The organism is Bradyrhizobium sp. RDI18 (genome assembly GCF_043203335.1).
Classification (GTDB): Bacteria; Pseudomonadota; Alphaproteobacteria; order Rhizobiales; family Xanthobacteraceae; genus Bradyrhizobium; species Bradyrhizobium retamae.
The window spans coordinates 4,611,830-4,629,061 of record NZ_JBICRN010000008.1 but is presented as its reverse complement, the minus strand read 5'-3'; the positions used below and the strand labels follow the sequence as shown (position 1 = coordinate 4,629,061).

Here is a 17,232-nt window from a genome sequence, read left to right as displayed (position 1 = left end):
AGGACATTTCTGGCGGCGATGGAAGCCTATCTGCACACAAGCCTGCCATCGCCCGGCTTGAGCCGGACGATGACAGAAGCAGCTAATGCGCCTCGTCCCAGTTATTCGCCGCCCGCGCATCGACCTGCAGCGGCAGCGACAGCACCACCGCCGGGAACGGCGCGTCCTGCATGACGTGCTGCACCACCGGCAGCGTCGCCGCCACTTCGTCGTCGGGCACCTCGAAGATCAGTTCGTCATGCACCTGCAACAGCATCTGCGCCGACAGCTTCTTCTCCGCCAGCGCGTCCTCCATCCGGATCATGGCGCGGCGGATGATGTCGGCGGCGGTGCCTTGCAGGCGCGCGTTGATTGCGGCGCGCTCGTTGAAGGAGCGGACCGAGGCGTTGGAGGCTTTGATGTCCGGGTAGTACATCTTCCGTCCGAACAGCGTCGTGACATAGCCGTTGGTGCGGCAGAAATCCCGCGTCTCGTCCATGTAGGCGCGGATGCCCGGAAAGCGCTCAAAATACTTCTTGATGTAGGCGGAGGCTTCCTCGCGGGCGATGCCGAGCTGGTTGGCAAGGCCGAATGCCGAGATGCCGTAGATGATGCCGAAATTGATCGCTTTCGCACGCCGCCGCACTTCGCCCGGCATATCCTTAATCGGCACGCCGAACATCTCTGAGGCCGTCATGGCGTGAATGTCGAGCCCGTCGCGGAATGCCTGCTTCAAAACGGGGATGTCGGCAATCTCGGCCAACAGCCGCAATTCGATTTGCGAGTAATCCGCCGACACCAGCTTGTGGCCCGGCGTTGCGATGAAGGCGCGGCGGATCTTGCGGCCGTCCTCGGTGCGAACCGGGATGTTCTGCAGGTTTGGTTCGTTGGATGACAGCCGCCCCGTGGTCGTCGCAGCCAGCGCGTAGGTCGTGTGCACGCGGTGGGTCTGCGGATGCACGTAATTCGGCAGCGCGTCGGTATAGGTCGATTTCAGTTTCGAGACCTGCCGCCATTCCAGAATCTTCTTCGGGAATTCATGACCCTGTTCGGCGAGTTCGTCGAGGATCTGCGCCGAGGTCGACCACGCGCCGGTCTTGGTCTTGGTGCCGCCGGGGATGCCCATCTTGCCGAAGATGATGTCGCCGATCTGCTTGGGGCTGCCGACATTGATCGGCTCGCCGGCGATCTCCTGCAACTCGGCCTCGACGCGCGCCGCGGTCTGGGCGAAATCGCCCGACAGCCGCGACAGCACCTGCCGATCGATCGAAATGCCGCGCCGTTCCATCCGCGCCAGCACGGTGGCCAGCGGCCGCTCCAGGGTCTCGTAGACCGTCATCATGTGCTCCGCGGCGAGCCGCGGTTTGAGCACGCGATGCAACCGCAGGATCACGTCGGCGCTTTCGGCCGAATAGATGGCCGCCTTGTCGATCGCGACCTGGTCGAAGGTCAGCTTGTTCTTGCCGTTGCCGATTAGCTCGCTTTCGCTCGTGACGGCATGGCCAAACCAGCGTTCGGCGAGCGACCCCAGCGCATGTGAATTGCGTCCGGCGTCGAGCGCGTACGACATCAATTGCGCGTCGTCGACGTTGCACAGGGTGACGCCGTGCTGCGCCAGCATCACGGCGCTGAACTTGATGTCGAAGCCGATCTTGAGAATGCCCGGCGATTCCAACAGCGGCTGCAACGCCGCCAGCGCTTCGGCGGCCGTGATCTGGTCCGGCGCGAGGCCAGCGTCGAACAGGCCTGCGCCGCCGCCCGATTGCTTGTGTGTGAGTGGAATATAGCAGGCGTCGTTTGGCGCCAGCGCCAGCGCGATGCCGCAGATGTCGGCCTGCATTGGATCGTCCGAGCTCGCCTTGGCGACGATCGCAAACGTGCCGGCGTCATAGGCCCGCGCAACCCAGGCATTGAGCGCATCGAACGTGCGGATGGTCTGGTACTTGGTCCGATCGACCGGCAGTTTTCGCGCGGCCTCCGCGCGGACCGCGGCCAGCGATATCGGCGTACCCTTGTGGCTCGCCGCCTTGTCCTGCTTGTCGCCGCCGGTCTTGCCCGGCGCGGTGCCGGCTTTGCCGGCGGGAGGACTATCCAACGTCGCGCCTTCATAGCCCTCCGGCTTCTTGCCCGATGGCGGCACAGCGAAGACACTGGCGCCGCTCTTGTTGCCGGCATCCGGCTCGATATCGGCGGGATCGATCTGCGAATATTCGGCGACACGGCGGGTAAGGGTGGAGAATTCCATCGCCTTGAGGAAGGCGATCAGCTTGCGCGCATCCGGCTCGTGCACGGCAAGGTCATCGAGCGGCACTTCGAGATCGACCTTGTCGTCGAGCAGCACCAGTTGCCGCGAGATCCGCGCCTTCTCGGCGTTCTCGATCAGTGCCTCGCGCCGTTTCGGCTGTTTGATCTCGCCGGCTCGGAACAGCAATTGTTCGAGGTCGCCATATTCGATGATCAGTTGCGCGGCGGTCTTGACGCCAATGCCGGGAACGCCGGGAACGTTGTCGGTGGAATCGCCGGCCAGCGCCTGCACCTCGACGACTTTCTCAGGCGGCACGCCGAATTTCTCGATAACCTCAGGGATGCCGATGCGCCGGTCCTTCATGGTGTCGTACATGGTGACGCAATCGGTCACGAGCTGCATCAGATCCTTGTCCGAGGATACGATGGTGGCGGTAGCGCCGCGCTCGCAGGCAATGCGGACATAGGTCGCGATCAGGTCATCGGCCTCGAAGCCGACCTGTTCCAGGCACGGCAGATCGAACGCCCGCACCGCCTCGCGGATCAGCGCGAATTGCGGGATCAGATCGTCCGGCGCCGCTGTCCGGTGCGCCTTGTAATCAGGATAGAGCTTGTTGCGGAACGTGATCTCCGATTTATCGAACACGACCGCCAGATGCGTCGGCCGGTTATCCTCGGGCATCTCGCGCAACAGCTTCCACAGCATATTGCAGAAGCCGAGCACGGCATTGACCTGCAGCCCGTCGGATTTGCGGTTCAAGGGCGGCAGCGCGTGATAGGCGCGGAAAATGTAGCCGGAACCGTCGACCAGGAAGACATGGTCGCCCTTGGCAGGGGCTTTGGCGGGCGCCTTGGCAGGCGCTTTGGCGGGAACGGGTTTCGCGGCGGCTTTGGGGGCTGATTTCGGCATGGCCGAAATTTAGGATTTTTGCGCGGATTGACAGCCTCGGGAGAGGGATTTTGGTCGCTACCGCACAGCCAAATTGCCGTCGTCCCGGGCAAGCCAACGGGTCGCGCGAATGCGCGCCCGATGACAGGCTCCGCGCGACCCGGGACCCATAAACGCAGGCGGTTATTGTGGAGCAATCCAGCGGCCTCATCAGATCTAACCATGAGGGCCGGTGGTTATGGGTCCCTGCGTTCGCAGGGACGACAACGATCCGGCGAACCCTACTCCGCCGGCTGCAGCGCCGGCGCGGCCTTTTTCGGCGCGATCCAGAACGCGGCCGGGCGCTCGAACAGGAAGTCGGCCCGCAGCGCCAACGCCAGGCGCCAGATCACCACCGCTCCCGCGACGCCTGCAACCGTCACGATCAGCGAGACCATCCCGATATCGGCGATCAGGCCGGTCTTCAAAAGCAGCGTTCGGGTCACCGCCATCGGCAGGAAGAAGGCGAGATAGATGACGATGGAATGCTCGCCGCAATAGCGCAGGAAATTCAGCCACTGCATGCGCGCCAGCAGCGTGCCCATGACGATGATGGCGCCGGCGCCCGCAAAGCCAAGTGCCAGCGAAACGAGCGGCCATTCGTCAAAGCCGGATACGACCAGCGCGCCGTTGACGAGTGTCCACAACGCGACGCCCACGAGCGCGAGGACCGGGCGCACCCGCGCACGGTCCGACAACGCGAACACGTAATTGGCAAACAGGTAGCCGGAATAGAAATAGACGAAACGCCCGCAGAATTCGTCGATCACGGTCCAGCCGGTCGTGATATGCGCCATTTCGAGCGCCGCGGCCGCGAGCCAGATCGCAAGCGGCGGGACGCCGCGCAACAGCTTTGTGACAACGAAGAACACCGGCAACAAATAAATGAACCACAGCGTGCCGAACGGCTCGACGAAAGATTCCAGATACATGAATCCGACATGCCGCCAACCCGATTCAGCGGCGAAGCCAGGAGCCTTGAAGCCGAACTGGATCGTCACCCACAGCACATAGAAATAAGCGAAGTGCAGGACCTTGCGGTCGAGATAGGTGCGCCAGTCACGGTCGATGACAACGGCAAGAAACAGGCCCGAAATCAGGAAGAAATCCGGCATCCGGAACGGTTTTGCGAACATCACGAACGCATGCATGAAGCCGCTTTGGCCGGCCGCCGCTTCGACCCCCAGCACCGAATGCATCATCACCACCATGACGATGCAGATGCCCTTGGCGTAGTCCACCCAGTCGATGCGGGTGGAGCGTTCCGTAACGGCGGATGTACCGTTTGAAGTCATCGGTGTCCCTTTTTCGGCGCGAGGCGGCCGCATCTTCGGCCTGATCCGTTGCTTTCTTCTTTATCCATACAAAGCATATGCCGGGATCGGGCGCTTTTTCCGGTTTCCCCCTTTGGTGAAAAATGCTCTAAGACGCCCGCAAAATCGGGATTGGCGTTAACCATCAAATACGGATTGTTTTCATGCGAATCGCCATGATTGGCACGGGCTATGTGGGGCTGGTATCCGGCGCCTGCTTTGCCGATTTCGGCCACCAGGTCACCTGCGTGGACAAGGACGCCGGCAAGATCGAAGCCCTGCGCCGAGGCGAGATCCCGATCTTCGAGCCCGGGCTCGACGCGCTGGTGGCCTCCAACGTCAAGGCCAAGCGGCTGGATTTCACCACCGACCTGACCGCGCCGGTGGCAGAAGCCGACGCCGTGTTCATCGCGGTCGGAACGCCCTCGCGGCGTGGCGACGGCCATGCCGACCTTACCTACGTTTACAGCGCCGCGCGCGAGATTGCGGCGGCGATATCGGGCTTCACGGTGGTGGTCACCAAATCGACCGTGCCGGTCGGCACTGGCGATGAGGTCGAACGATTGATCCGCGAGGCCAATCCGTCGGCCGACGTCGTGGTCGCCTCCAATCCGGAATTTTTGCGCGAGGGCGCCGCGATCCGCGACTTCAAATTCCCCGACCGTATCGTGGTCGGAACCGAAGACGAACGCGGGCGCAAGGTGCTCGGCGACGTCTACCGGCCGCTGTCGCTGAACCAGGCGCCGTTGATGTTCACGGCGCGGCGCACCGCTGAACTGATCAAATACGCGGCCAACGCGTTCCTCGCCACCAAGATCACTTTCATCAACGAGATTGCTGATCTCTCGGAAAAAGTCGGCGCCGATGTGCAGCAAGTCGCGCGCGGCATCGGGCTCGACAACCGCATCGGTTCAAAATTCCTGCATGCCGGTCCGGGCTTCGGCGGCTCCTGCTTTCCGAAGGATACCCGCGCGCTGGTCAAGATCGCGCAGGATCATGACGTGCAGCTCCGCATCGTCGAGGCCGTGCTCGGCGTCAACGACATCAGAAAGCGGGCGATGGCGCGCAAGGTTTCCAACGCAACCGGCGGCCTGCGCGGCAAGACGGTGGCGGTGCTCGGCCTCACCTTCAAACCCGATACCGACGACATGCGCGAGGCGCCGTCGATCCCGCTGGTGACAGGTCTCCTCGACATGGGCGCCAAGGTGCGCGCACACGATCCGGTCGGCATGGAGCAGGCGAAGAAGGAATTACCCGACATCGAATATTGCACCGACCCCTACGAATGCGCGCGCGGCGCCGATGCGCTGGTGATCGTCACCGAGTGGGTCCAGTTCCGTGCGCTTGATCTGGAGCGCCTGAAGAATGAAATGGCGCAGCCCGTGGTGGTCGACCTGCGCAACATCTATCGCCCCGAGGACATGGCCGCGCAGGGCTTCACGTATGAGAGTGTCGGACGGGCGCCTGAGCCGAAGGTGTAGCCGCAACCACAGTTGTCATACCCCGCGCAGGCGGGGTATCCAGTATGCAAGGTCTTCGTACTCAGAAACGGCTGCGTTTACTGGATCTCCCGCCCCAGTGCGCCATTGCGCACAAGGCGGGTGATGACGGATGAGAGATATTGCCTCTTACCTTCGACACGCCTCTCCCCATCGATGCGGTGCTCGACGAACTCGGGCGCACGCTCGCGGCTAACAACGCGGCGGTGCTGGTGGCGCCTCCCGGGGCCGGCAAGACCACGCGGGTGCCGCTGGCGCTGCTCGATGCGCCCTGGCTGAAGGACAAGAAGATCATCATGCTGGAGCCGCGGCGGATCGCGGCGCGGGCCAGCGCCGAACGAATGGCGCGGACGCTCGGCGAGCGGGCAGGGGAGACCGTCGGCTATCGCGTCCGCTTCGGCTCCAAGATCTCGCGCGCGACCCGGATCGAGGTGGTCACCGAGGGAATCTTTTCACGCCAGATTCTCGATGATCCCGAGTTGAACGGCGTTGCCGCCGTGCTGTTCGATGAATTTCACGAGCGTTCGCTCGACGCTGATCTCGGGCTCGCGCTCGCCCGCGATACGCAGACCGGCCTGCGCGAGGACCTGCGCATCCTCGTGATGTCGGCGACACTCGACGGTGCAAGGGTCGGCAAACTGCTCGGCGACGCGCCTGTCGTTGCCAGCGAAGGCCGCGCTTTTCCGGTGGAGACGCGTTATCTCGGCCGCAAGGCCGATGCGCCGATCGAGCGGCAGATGGCTGATGCGATCGCAACCGCGCTGCGCGCCGATCCCGGCTCGGTGCTGGCGTTTCTGCCGGGCGCCGCAGAAATCCGCCGTACGCAGAATTTTCTCGGCGAACGGGTTCATGACGCAAGCGTCGAGATCGTGCCGCTGTTTGGCGCGCTGGAGGCCGCCGTGCAGGACCGCGCCATCGCGCCGGCACCGAAGGGGCAACGCAAAGTCGTGCTGGCGACTTCGATTGCCGAGACCTCGCTCACCATCGAGGGCGTCCGCATCGTCGTCGATTCCGGCCTGGCGCGGGTGCCGCGTTACGAGCCCGATATCGGCCTGACGCGGCTCGAGACCGTGCGCGCCTCGCGCGCCGCGGTCGACCAGCGCCGCGGCCGCGCCGGCCGCACCGAGCCCGGCGTGTGCTACCGGCTATGGGACGAACCGCAAACGGCGTCGCTCGCCGCCTACACCCAGCCCGAAATTCTTTCGGCCGATCTATCCTCGCTGGTGCTCGATCTCGCGCAATGGGGCGTCCGCGATCCGGCGACGCTGGCGTTTCTCGATCCCCCGCCGGCGCCGGCGCTGAAGGAAGCGGACAGCCTGCTTCTCGAACTCGGCGCTCTCGATAGCGACGGCCGCATCACCGCAGAGGGCAAGAGCCTACGCGCACTGGCGCTGCCGCCCCGGCTGGCGCGCATGATCGTGGATTCGCATCGGCTAGGCGCGGGCGAAGAGGCCGCCGAAATCGCCGCGATCCTGACCGAGCGCAGCCTCGGCGGCGACAGCGTCGATCTCGATGTCAGGCTCGATCAGTTCCGCCGCGACCGCTCGCCGCGTGCTTCCAGCGCGCGCAGTCTTGCACAGCGCTGGGCCCAGCAGGTGGCGGCGACGGAGCCCAAACAGCTTCGCCCGCCTAACGACGAACTTTCAACAGGCGTCATGCTCGCACTCGCCTTCCCCGACCGGGTCGCCCGCAACCGCGGCAACGGCAGTTTCGTGCTCGCCAACGGCCGTGGCGCCGCCGTCGAGCAAGCCTCGTCGCTGGCGCGCACGCCCTATATCGCGGTCGCCGAACTGACCGGCACCGCAGCCCAGGGACGCATTCTGCTGGCAGCACCGATCGCGCAAGGAGATATCGAATCGCATTTCGCCGATCAGATCGAAAGCACCGAAGAGATTTCGTTCGATCGCGGCGCGATGGCGCTGCGTGCGCGCCGCAAGCGCACGCTGCACGCAATCACGCTGTCGGAAGCGCCGATGGCACTGTCGCCGTCGACAGAGACCGCACGCATCTTCGCTGCGGGCTTGGTCGCCGCCGGGCTCGATAAGCTGCCATGGTCGAAATCCCTGAAGCAATGGCGCGACCGCGTGATGTTCCTGCGCAAGACGGAAGGTGAGAACTGGCCCGATCTGTCGGATGCTGCGCTGGCAGCACAAGCCGAGAACTGGCTGGTGCCCGCGCTCCACGACAAGACCTCGCTAAAGGATTTTTCCCCCGGCGATCTCTCGGATGCGCTGATGACGCTGTTGCCATGGGAATTGCGCGCGCGGCTGGAGCGCGAGGCGCCGACGCATTTCGAGGCTCCGACCGGCACCATGCTCGCGATCGACTATGAGGCCGAGCAGGGCCCGACCATTGCTGTGCGCCTGCAGGAACTGTTCGGGCTCAACACCCATCCTTCGATCGCCAAAGGCAAGGCGCCGCTGGTTCTCGAATTGCTGTCCCCGGCGCAACGCCCGGTGCAGGTGACGCGCGACCTTCCAGGCTTTTGGCGCGGCAGTTATGCCGCCGTGCGCTCCGACCTCCGCGGCCGTTATCCCCGCCACCCCTGGCCGGAAGACCCGGCCACCGCGCTGCCGACCCGCCGGGTCAAGCCACGGGGGACGTGAGGGTCTTAACTCCCTCTCCCCGCTCTTCGCGGGGAGAGGTTCAAGATAGGCCCGTTAACACTTCACTCATCCTTTTCGTCAAAATGGCAGGCCCGGTCATCGCCGTTAGTCGCGGTCGCGCGGCTGGCGTGGTGATATCGGCGGTCTGGAATCGAGTGTGGCGTGATGCGTAACCTGATGATCCTTGCCGCCGTCCTGGTCGGCCTCGGCACCTACATGGCGCAGATGGCAGACCAGATGTCGCCGACCTCGGCCTCGGCCAGCACGTCGCCTCAAAAAGCTCCCGTGCAAACCGTCGCGCAAGCCTCAGGCCGCAGCCTCGACATTCCTCGCGATGCGCGCGGCCATTTCCAGGCCGATGGCCGCATCGATGGGCAACGCATCAACTTCATGGTCGACACCGGCGCCTCGCTGGTGGCGCTGAACGAAAAGTCGGCGGCCCGCTTCGGCCTGCGTCCCTCGCGCAGCGACTACAACGCGACTGTCACCACCGCCAACGGCACCATCAAAGCCGCGCGTACGCGGCTTGCCATGATCGAACTCGGCGGCCTTGTGGTGCGCGACGTCGACGCCGTGGTGCTGCCCGACGAGGCGTTATCCGAGAACCTGCTCGGCCTGTCGTTCCTGTCGAAGCTGAAGCGCTTCGAATATGCCAACGGCCGAATGGTGCTGGAACAGTAAGGTTATCCGGCTACCAAACCGCCGCAATTGACCGTCAAAACGCGTCGGCCCGCCTTTCGCCCGGCCTATGTTTTCACTATGGCTGCGGTTCCCTCGCTTGCATGACAAGGTCATCTTATGTTCCCGAAGCCCAAATCCGTGCTGGTTCCGAATACCTATGACTTCGAATCCGGACCGATGGTGAAGGCGACTGGTTTCCGCGAATATGACGCGCGCTGGCTGTTCGAGAAGGAAATCAATTTGATGGGTGTTCAGGCGCTGGGCATGGGGCTCGGTGCGCTGATTGCGGAACTCGGCGTCAAACAGGAAATCGTCACCGGCCACGATTTCCGCGGCTATTCGGCCTCGATCAAATACGCGTTGATTTCCGGCCTGATGGCCGCGGGCTGCAAGGTGCACGACATCGGGCTCGCGGTGACGCCGATGGCCTATTTCGCGCAGTTCGATCTCGACGTGCCCTGCGTCGCCATGGTCACCGCCTCGCACAACGACAATGGCTGGACCGGCGTCAAGATGGGCGCCAACCGCCCGCTCACCTTTGGCCCCGACGAGATGACGCGGCTGAAGGAGATCGTGCTCAAGGCCGATTTCAACAACAAGGTCGGTGGCTCCTATCAATTCCACGAGAATTTTCCGGCACGCTATATCGCCGATCTCACCAGCCGTCCCAAGCTGAAGCGCAAGCTGAAGGTTGTTGCCGCCTGCGGCAACGGCACTGCGGGCGCGTTCGCGCCGCAGGTTTTGGAGGCGATCGGCTGTGAGGTGATTCCGCTCGACACCGAGCTCGACCACACGTTTCCGAAGTACAATCCGAATCCGGAAGACATGGAGATGCTACACGCGATCCGCGACGCCGTGCTCAAGCACAAGGCCGATGTGGGCCTGGGCTTCGACGGCGACGGCGACCGCTGCGGTGTCGTCGACAACACCGGCGAGGAAATCTTCGCCGACAAGGTCGGCGTGATGCTGGCGCGCGACATGTCGGCGATCCACAAGGAAGCGCAGTTCGTGGTCGATGTGAAATCGACTGGATTGTTCGTCACGGATCCGGTGCTGCAAAAGCAGGGCGCAAAGACCGCCTACTGGAAGACCGGCCATTCCTACATGAAACGCCGCACCAACGAGATGGGCGCACTGGCGGGATTCGAGAAATCTGGCCACTTCTTCTTCAACAAGCCGTTCGGCCGCGGCTATGACGACGGCCTGGTCTCGGCAATTGCGATCTGCGAGATGCTCGATCGCGCGCCTGACAAGTCGATGGCGGACCTGAAGAACGCGCTGCCGAAAACCTGGTCGTCGCCGACCATGTCGCCGCATTGCGCCGACGAGGCCAAATACGGCGTCGCCGACGCCGTGGTGAAGCATTTCGAAGCGCTGCAGAAGAAGGGCGACAAGGTCGCCGGCCAGAAGATCCGCGATCTCGTCACCGTCAACGGCGTGCGCGTTACCGTCGAGGACGGAAGCTGGGGTCTGGTGCGGGCCTCATCGAACAAGCCGGAACTGGTGGTCGTGGTCGAGAGCCCGGTGAGTGAGGCGCGCATGCGCGACATGTTCGAGGCGATGGATTCCGTGCTGCGCACGCATCCGGAAGTGGGTGAGTATAATCAGAAGATTTGAGGGGGGCGCCCGTCGCCCCAGTCATGACTGTCGTCCCCCGCGAAGGCGGGGGACCCAGTACGCCGCGGCTTCTCGGCTCTGTCGCTGACGTCTCTGCAATACTGGATCGCCCGCTTTCGCGGGCGATGACAGTGAATGTGGGGATACGATTGTCCCTACGCCGCCGGCACCGGCAGCGCGGTCACCGACTTGATCTTCTCCATCGCAAACCGCGAGGTGACGTTCTTCAGCGGCACTGCGCTGATCAGCTTTTTGTAGAACACGTCATAGCTCGCCATGTCGGCAACCACGACGCGCAGCATGTAATCGACGTCGCCGGCCATCCGGTAAAATTCCATCACCTCGGGCATGGCGCTGACGGCGTCGGCGAACTTTCGCAGCCAGGCCTCGGAATGGTCGGCGCTCTCGACCGAGACGAACACGGAAATGCCGAGCCCGATCTTGTTCTGGTCGACCAGCGCCACCCGGCGCAGGATCACGCCATCGGCCTCCAGCCGCTGGATCCGCTTCCAGCACGGCGTCGACGACAACCCGACCCTGTCCCCAATCTCGGCAACCGATAGCGAGGCGTCCTCCTGCAGCACGGTCAGTATCTTGCGGTCGATGGCATCCAGCCGGCGGCTGGCTTCAGGGAGCTGAACGGCTAGGTCGGTCATGAGAAGAATGTTCCATATGAAAGGTCTGATCCCCTCATATATAGAAAATTCTTCTATAGCAAGCCGTTAGTGGTCGGTCGAGGTCTGGCCTGCAGCTTGGCCGTGGGTCAAAAACTCTTCAACTTCAGCACGTTGCGGGGCTGCGAAGGCGCCCCCGAAGCGGGTGCATTTCAATGCCGCCGCGGCGGAGGCGAATCGGAGCGCCTGCCGCAATTCCTGGTTCTCGGTGATCGCGAGCGCAATCGCGCCGTGGAACACGTCGCCGGCGCCCAGGGTGTCTACCGTATGCACCGGGAAAGCCGGGGTTTCCTGGATACCGCCGTTCTCGTCGAGCCAGATCGTGCCCCTCGGGCCCCGGGTTCCCGCCAGAAACGAGGGGGTCAGCTTGGCAATTTTCTTCAGCGCCTGGGCATCGTCGCTAACATCTGCGGTTTCCTGCAGCGGCTCGCTCGAGAACACCAGGTGGGTGGAGGCGTTCAACAGTCCCTCGCGCATCGACATTGCGCGATCGACGTCGACAATCACGGGAATGCCGCGCCGGACCGCCTCGGCGCAGAGCTCGGTGCAGAATTCCGCGCAGCGGCTCTCGGTGAGAATGGCGGCGCAATCGTCCAGCAGCGTGTCGAAGTCGGGCAACTTCACATGCCACAGGTTCGGATCGCGGAAGGTCACGATGGTGCGCTCGCCGGAAGGATCGATCATCACCGCCGAGATCGGCGTCACCAGCCCTGGCATGTGGATGAGATGTTTTGTCTCGATGCCCTCATGCGCCATCTGCTCGAAGATGAAGCGACTCGACGTTTCCTTGGCATCACCCATCGGCCCGCAAATCGAGGCGCGGCCACCGAGTCGAACGATGCCGATCGCGCCATTGAGCGCGTTGCCGCCGCAGATTTCGTCGAATGCGGTGGCGTTCTCCTTGGAACCGCGCCCGGGAACGCCCGGCGTATGAAAAGTGAGGTCACGCACCGGCATGCCGATGCAGAGGACGCGCGGAGGTATTTTCGGCGCCTTGTTCTGAAAGTTCATGCGTGAATCCGTCATGTCCGCTCAAGTCCCCAGTTAATCGAGCAAGCAGGCGCCGGTTCCCGCTACGCGCAGTTATCCCTTCGGCCATGCAACCATTGGCCGATCAAATGATGCGCGATCGCGAAGGGATGCGCGGCAAACAGGCCGTCGGGATGCTGGCGCTTGTGCATGAGAGCGACCTCGGCGCGATCGAACCAACGCGCGTCCTCGAGTTCTGCGCGATCGACCACGATCTCCTCGTTGAGCGCACGCGCGGAACATCCGATCATCAGCGATGACGGATAGGGCCACGGCTGCGTCATGTAATAGCTCACGTCGGTGCAACGGATGCCGGATTCCTCGAAAATTTCCCTGCAAACCGCGTCCTCGATCGTCTCGGCCGCTTCGACGAAGCCGGCGAGGCACGACCACATTCCAGGCATAAACTGCTTCTGCCGGCCGAGCAGGCATCGATCACCATGCGTAACCAGCATGATCACGACCGGATCGGTGCGCGGAAAGTGTTCGGCCTTGCAGCTCGGGCACTCGCGCTTCCAGCCGCCTTCCTTCATCGCGGTGCGGGTACCGCAATTGGCGCAATAGCCGTGGCGCTGATGCCAGGTCACCATCGATTTGGCCATGGCGATCGCGGAGAGTTGTTCCGGCGGCACGGTGCCCTGCATGGCCATGCCGCGCAGCTCGGTCACGGTGACGTCGCCGCGCGTCATCAGCTTTTCCACGGCCGTGGCTGAAATACCCATGCCGAACACCGGCGCACCGTCGCGCAGGCCCAGAAAGATGGTGCCGGGATTGGCGCCGAGCTTCACCGCTTCTTCGACGCCGAGCAGCACGCGGGGCCCGTCCGCCTCCTGCTTCACCAGGAGCGAGTCGCGGTAGATCACATAGGCGCTGGCGTTGCGCTGGTTCTCCAGCGCGAACAGCTTTTCGTCGTTGGTGCGCAGATGCGCAGCGCGATCCAGGATATGGGTAACGAAAGCGGGCTTCCCCAGCGGATACTTGTCGAATGCGGACATCTATTCAACCCAACCAGATCTTGCGGCGAAGCGCGTTGATGAAATTCTGGACTTCCTCGGCGTCGTGCGCGAGCGGCGGCATCACGCCCCAAACCGGGCGCGGCCAGGCCGCATCGCTGGTGCGCCGCGCGATGACATGGACATGCAACTGCGGCACCAGATTGCCGAGCGCCGCAACATTGAGCTTGTCGCATTTGGTGATCTCTTTGAGCGCCCGCGAAACCCGGGAGATTTCGGTCATCAACTGCGCCTGCTCGACATCGTCGAGGTCGATGATTTCCACCGCACCTGCCCTGCGTGGCACCAGGAGTAGCCACGGGTAATGCGCGTCCTTGATGACCAGCACCTTGCACAGCGGCAGGTCGCCGATATCGATGGTGTCCTTTTTGAGCTGGGAATGCAGCGACCAGGTGGAGGCGTCAGAGGGCATCAAGAGTTCCCTGCCCGATCCATGCCGGGCCGATAAAGTGCCTTCTGTGGGCACTCCTAGTTTCATACCAAGGTGTCATCACCCGCGAAAGCGGTTGACTTGTCCGCCGTAGCCTCAACGAGCGAAGGCGGGCCTAGTACGGACCGCAGCGTACTGGATACCCCGCATCCGCGGCGTATGACAGGGAAAGCCCCGCTTGCTTTCCGGCCCTTTTGGCCCCAAATAGGGACCGGGAGATTGGCGGTGGACGAGCCACTCGCCAACCGGGTCAGGTCCGGAAGGAAGCAGCCCTAACGAGGTCCGGATCGGGTCGCTCGTCAGTCTCCTACCTGTTTTTCGAGCGAATCGCGCAGGGAAACGGCCTGTCCGGCCCTGCGTTCGATTCCCTCCTTTCCGCAAGCCGGCCCCGAGAGATAATCAATTGCGGATCGACCGATGAGTGATGCTGGCGCTCCCCCCGATCACCCCGATGGCGCCGGCCAGGGCGGTTTTGCTCTCGGCCAGGGCGAGGCCGCCAAGCCCTACCGGGTGCTGGCGCGAAAATACCGCCCCTCCAGTTTCGACGACCTGATCGGCCAGGAGGCGATGGTCCGCACCGTTTCGAATGCGTTCGAAACCGGGCGGATTCCGCAGGCCTGGATCCTGACCGGCGTTCGCGGCGTCGGCAAAACCACCACGGCGCGGATTCTGGCCCGCGCGCTGAACTACGAAAAGCCTGACGGTTCGGTGAAGGGGCCGACCATCCACATGCCGGATCTCGGCGTGCACTGCCAGGCGATCATGGAGAGCCGGCACATGGATGTGCTGGAAATGGACGCCGCGTCCCATACCGGCGTTGACGACGTGCGCCAGATCAATGACAGCGTGCGCTACGCGCCTGCCAGTGCCCGCTACAAGGTCTACATCATCGACGAAGTCCACATGCTGTCGACGGCGGCCTTCAACGCCTTCTTGAAGACGCTGGAAGAGCCGCCCGAGCACGCCAAGTTCGTATTCGCCACCACCGAGATCCGTAAAGTCCCGGTGACGGTGCTGTCGCGCTGCCAGCGTTTTGATCTCCGCCGCGTCGAGGCGGATGTGCTGATGGGGCATCTCTCCAACATCGCGAAAAAGGAAGGTGTCGAGGTCGAGCCGGAAGCGCTCGGCATCATCGCGCGCGCCGCCGAAGGCTCGGTGCGCGATTCGCTGTCGCTGTTCGATCAGGCAATCGCGCATGCGGCGGGGCTAGTCCGTGCCGACGCGGTACGGCAGATGCTGGGGCTTGCCGACCGGACCCGGGTGATCGACCTGTTCGAGCATCTGGCGCGCGGCGATATCGCCAGCGCCTTTGGCGAATTCCGCAGCCAGTATGACGTCGGCGCCGATCCGGTCGTGGTGCTGTCCGACCTCGCCGAATTCGTCAATTTCGTCACCCGCGTGAAGATCGTCCCCGCCACCGCCGACAACGTCGCCTTCGGCGAGACCGAGCGCGTCCGCGCCCGTGAATTTGCCGCAAAGCTGTCGATGCGGGTGCTGTCGCGGATGTGGCAGATGCTCCTCAAGGGCATCACCGAGGTACAGACGGCAACGCGGCCGGCGGCTGCCGCCGAAATGGTGCTGGTGCGCATCGCCTATGTCGCCGACTTGCCGACGCCGGACGAAGCGATCCGGATGCTCGACCAAAACGGCGGTGGCGCACAAATCGCCGCGGGCGGTGCGGCGCCGTCACGGGCTGCGCCCACCGCACCGGTATCTTCAATGTCTGCCGCATCGCCGATGCGAACGCCTGCCTCGCCCCGCTCCGGCGCGGAAGCGTCCGCGCGCCCGCAAATGGCGGCACCGTCGGCACAAACGAATACCGCGCCCGTTCTGCGGATCACCACTTTCCCGCAGCTTGTCGCGCTCGCCGGCGAAAAGCGCGATATCCTGACCAAGACGGCGCTGGAATCCGACATGCGCCTGGTCCGCTTCGAGGACGGGCGGCTTGAGGTGGCGCTGGAGCGGAATGCGGCGCGGGGGCTGGTCAACGACCTCTCCCGCAAGCTGGAACTGTGGACCGGGCGGCGCTGGACCGTGATCGTCTCCAACGAGGCCGGCCAGCCGACACTGCGCTCGCAGAACGAGCAAGCGAGAAACGAGCACGCCCGCGCAGCCGAGGCCGATCCGCGCGTGCAGGAGGTGCTGGCGCGGTTTCCCGGCACTAAGGTCGTCGAGGTGCGAAGGCTTGCCGCCGAGCCGCCGGAATCCGATATTATCACTGACGACTTGAACGAGACTTCCGACGGCGACGACGACTGATCGGACTCTCGAGAGGACGGATGAATGGCTGATTTTCTCGGCATGATGAAGCAGGCGGCGGAGCTGCAATCCAAGATGCAGGCGATGCAGGAAGAGCTCGGCAATCTCGAGGTCGAGGGCATTTCCGGCGGCGGGCTGGTTGCCGTTCGCATGACTGCGAAGATGGAAGTGAAGGGCGTGAAGATCGATCCGTCGCTGATGAAGGCCGAGGAGCGCGAAGTGCTCGAGGATCTGCTGGTCACGGCGCAGAACGACGCGCGGCGCAAGGCGGAAACCGCGGCGATGGAAAAAGATGCAGGCGCTGACCGGCGGGCTCGGCCTGCCGCCCGGACTTGGTCTCACCTGAAATGGCCGCCAGCGTTGCCGGCCCTGAAATCGAACGCCTGATCCAGCTCTTGGCGCGCCTGCCGGGGCTCGGGCCGCGCTCGGCGCGGCGCGCGGCGCTGCACCTGATCAAGAAGCGCGAGGCGCTCATGACGCCGCTGGCCGGCGCGCTGCAGGTGGCAATCGACAGGATTCAGGTCTGCAAGACCTGCGGCAACATCGATACCCAAAATCCCTGCACCGTGTGCATCGACCCCAGGCGCGATCCCTCGACCATCGTCGTGGTCGCCGACGTCGCCGACCTCTGGGCGCTGGAACGCGCGAACGCGACCAACGGCCGCTACCACGTGCTCGGCGCCACATTGTCGCCGCTCGACGGCGTGGGCCCGCAGGATCTGACGATCGACGCGCTGGTGGCCCGCGCGCACGAGTCGCAAGTCAGCGAAATCGTGCTCGCGCTGAACGCCACGGTCGACGGCCAGACCACCGCTCATTACATCACCGATCTCCTGCAGGACGCCAACGTCAAGATCACCCGGCTTGCCCATGGCGTGCCGGTCGGCGGCGAGCTTGATTATCTCGACGAAGGTACGCTATCGGCTGCCATGCGGCAGCGCACGCTGTTCTAGCTATCAC

The 17,232-nt window shown here is 63.8% G+C and carries 12 protein-coding genes, 1 other RNA gene and 1 pseudogene; 8 read left to right on the top strand and 6 right to left on the bottom strand.

Annotation, left to right across the window (positions count from 1 at the left end):
- Window positions 1-82 precede the first annotated feature (82 nt).
- Together polA and ACFXS9_RS31510 are read right to left on the bottom strand one after the other, a co-directional pair.
- Window positions 83-3,133 carry a DNA polymerase I gene (gene polA, locus ACFXS9_RS31515; RefSeq protein WP_392695758.1) on the bottom strand — a complete coding sequence of 1,017 codons (3,051 nt, stop codon included), beginning with the start codon at window positions 3,131-3,133 and terminating at the stop codon, window positions 83-85.
- Between the two features lie 260 nt (window positions 3,134-3,393).
- Window positions 3,394-4,446: an acyltransferase family protein gene (locus ACFXS9_RS31510; RefSeq protein ID WP_392695755.1), complete on the bottom strand. Its 1,053-nt coding sequence runs from the start codon at window positions 4,444-4,446 to the stop codon at window positions 3,394-3,396.
- 182 nt (window positions 4,447-4,628) lie between these two features.
- On the opposite strand from ACFXS9_RS31510, the gene ACFXS9_RS31505 reads away from it, so the two are divergent.
- The 4 genes from ACFXS9_RS31505 to ACFXS9_RS31490 all read left to right on the top strand — a co-directional run bounded on the left by ACFXS9_RS31505 (window position 4,629) and on the right by ACFXS9_RS31490 (window position 10,867).
- The gene (locus ACFXS9_RS31505; protein WP_392695752.1) at window positions 4,629-5,945 is read left to right on the top strand and encodes a UDP-glucose dehydrogenase family protein; all 1,317 of its coding nucleotides are present in this window, start codon (window positions 4,629-4,631) and stop codon (window positions 5,943-5,945) included.
- A gap of 140 nt (window positions 5,946-6,085) precedes the next feature.
- Window positions 6,086-8,569, top strand: a complete 2,484-nt coding sequence (gene hrpB / locus ACFXS9_RS31500) for an ATP-dependent helicase HrpB (protein WP_392695749.1) — start codon at window positions 6,086-6,088, stop codon at window positions 8,567-8,569.
- A gap of 177 nt (window positions 8,570-8,746) precedes the next feature.
- The gene (locus tag ACFXS9_RS31495; protein WP_392700125.1) at window positions 8,747-9,250 is read left to right on the top strand and encodes a TIGR02281 family clan AA aspartic protease; all 504 of its coding nucleotides are present in this window, start codon (window positions 8,747-8,749) and stop codon (window positions 9,248-9,250) included.
- Window positions 9,251-9,367: 117 nt separating this feature from the next.
- Window positions 9,368-10,867 carry a phosphomannomutase/phosphoglucomutase gene (locus ACFXS9_RS31490; RefSeq protein WP_392695746.1) on the top strand — a complete coding sequence of 500 codons (1,500 nt, stop codon included), beginning with the start codon at window positions 9,368-9,370 and terminating at the stop codon, window positions 10,865-10,867.
- Window positions 10,868-11,022: 155 nt separating this feature from the next.
- On the opposite strand, the gene ACFXS9_RS31485 is transcribed toward ACFXS9_RS31490, so the two are convergent.
- From ACFXS9_RS31485 to ACFXS9_RS31470, 4 genes are all read right to left on the bottom strand, one after another.
- Window positions 11,023-11,523: an Lrp/AsnC family transcriptional regulator gene (locus ACFXS9_RS31485; RefSeq protein ID WP_028351627.1), complete on the bottom strand. Its 501-nt coding sequence runs from the start codon at window positions 11,521-11,523 to the stop codon at window positions 11,023-11,025.
- Window positions 11,524-11,589: 66 nt separating this feature from the next.
- Window positions 11,590-12,552, bottom strand: a complete 963-nt coding sequence (locus ACFXS9_RS31480) for a sugar kinase (protein WP_392700123.1) — start codon at window positions 12,550-12,552, stop codon at window positions 11,590-11,592.
- Between the two features lie 62 nt (window positions 12,553-12,614).
- Window positions 12,615-13,565, bottom strand: a complete 951-nt coding sequence (gene nudC / locus ACFXS9_RS31475; protein ID WP_392695743.1) for an NAD(+) diphosphatase — start codon at window positions 13,563-13,565, stop codon at window positions 12,615-12,617.
- 4 nt (window positions 13,566-13,569) lie between these two features.
- Entirely contained in the window at window positions 13,570-13,995 is a 426-nt protein-coding gene (locus tag ACFXS9_RS31470; protein WP_392695740.1) for an HIT domain-containing protein, read from the bottom strand.
- A gap of 232 nt (window positions 13,996-14,227) precedes the next feature.
- Here ACFXS9_RS31470 and ffs point away from each other — a divergent pair.
- The 4 genes and pseudogenes from ffs (at window position 14,228) to recR (ending at window position 17,225) form a co-directional block, all read left to right on the top strand.
- Window positions 14,228-14,324, top strand: an RNA gene (gene ffs / locus ACFXS9_RS31465) — signal recognition particle sRNA small type.
- 106 nt (window positions 14,325-14,430) lie between these two features.
- The gene (locus tag ACFXS9_RS31460) at window positions 14,431-16,272 is read left to right on the top strand and encodes a DNA polymerase III subunit gamma/tau (RefSeq protein ID WP_392695737.1); all 1,842 of its coding nucleotides are present in this window, start codon (window positions 14,431-14,433) and stop codon (window positions 16,270-16,272) included.
- Window positions 16,273-16,296: 24 nt separating this feature from the next.
- Window positions 16,297-16,618: pseudogene (locus tag ACFXS9_RS31455) on the top strand (YbaB/EbfC family nucleoid-associated protein).
- A gap of 1 nt (window position 16,619) precedes the next feature.
- A complete protein-coding gene (recR, locus tag ACFXS9_RS31450) occupies window positions 16,620-17,225 on the top strand; it encodes a recombination mediator RecR (RefSeq protein ID WP_392695735.1) in 606 nt (201 codons plus the stop codon).
- Window positions 17,226-17,232 lie beyond the last annotated feature (7 nt).

Excerpts from the sequence above, each read along its gene's own strand:
- polA (WP_392695758.1), bottom strand. The coding sequence starts at position 3,133 with ATGCCGAAATCAGCCCCCAAAGCCGCCGCGAAACCCGTTCCCGCCAAA.
- ACFXS9_RS31510 (WP_392695755.1), bottom strand. The coding sequence starts at position 4,446 with ATGACTTCAAACGGTACATCCGCCGTTACGGAACGCTCCACCCGCATC.
- ACFXS9_RS31505 (WP_392695752.1), top strand. The coding sequence starts at position 4,629 with ATGCGAATCGCCATGATTGGCACGGGCTATGTGGGGCTGGTATCCGGC.
- ACFXS9_RS31495 (WP_392700125.1), top strand. The coding sequence starts at position 8,747 with ATGATCCTTGCCGCCGTCCTGGTCGGCCTCGGCACCTACATGGCGCAG.
- ACFXS9_RS31490 (WP_392695746.1), top strand. The coding sequence starts at position 9,368 with ATGTTCCCGAAGCCCAAATCCGTGCTGGTTCCGAATACCTATGACTTC.
- ACFXS9_RS31485 (WP_028351627.1), bottom strand. The coding sequence starts at position 11,523 with ATGACCGACCTAGCCGTTCAGCTCCCTGAAGCCAGCCGCCGGCTGGAT.
- ACFXS9_RS31480 (WP_392700123.1), bottom strand. The coding sequence starts at position 12,552 with ATGAACTTTCAGAACAAGGCGCCGAAAATACCTCCGCGCGTCCTCTGC.
- nudC (WP_392695743.1), bottom strand. The coding sequence starts at position 13,565 with ATGTCCGCATTCGACAAGTATCCGCTGGGGAAGCCCGCTTTCGTTACC.
- ACFXS9_RS31470 (WP_392695740.1), bottom strand. The coding sequence starts at position 13,995 with ATGCCCTCTGACGCCTCCACCTGGTCGCTGCATTCCCAGCTCAAAAAG.
- ACFXS9_RS31460 (WP_392695737.1), top strand. The coding sequence starts at position 14,431 with ATGAGTGATGCTGGCGCTCCCCCCGATCACCCCGATGGCGCCGGCCAG.
- recR (WP_392695735.1), top strand. The coding sequence starts at position 16,620 with ATGGCCGCCAGCGTTGCCGGCCCTGAAATCGAACGCCTGATCCAGCTC.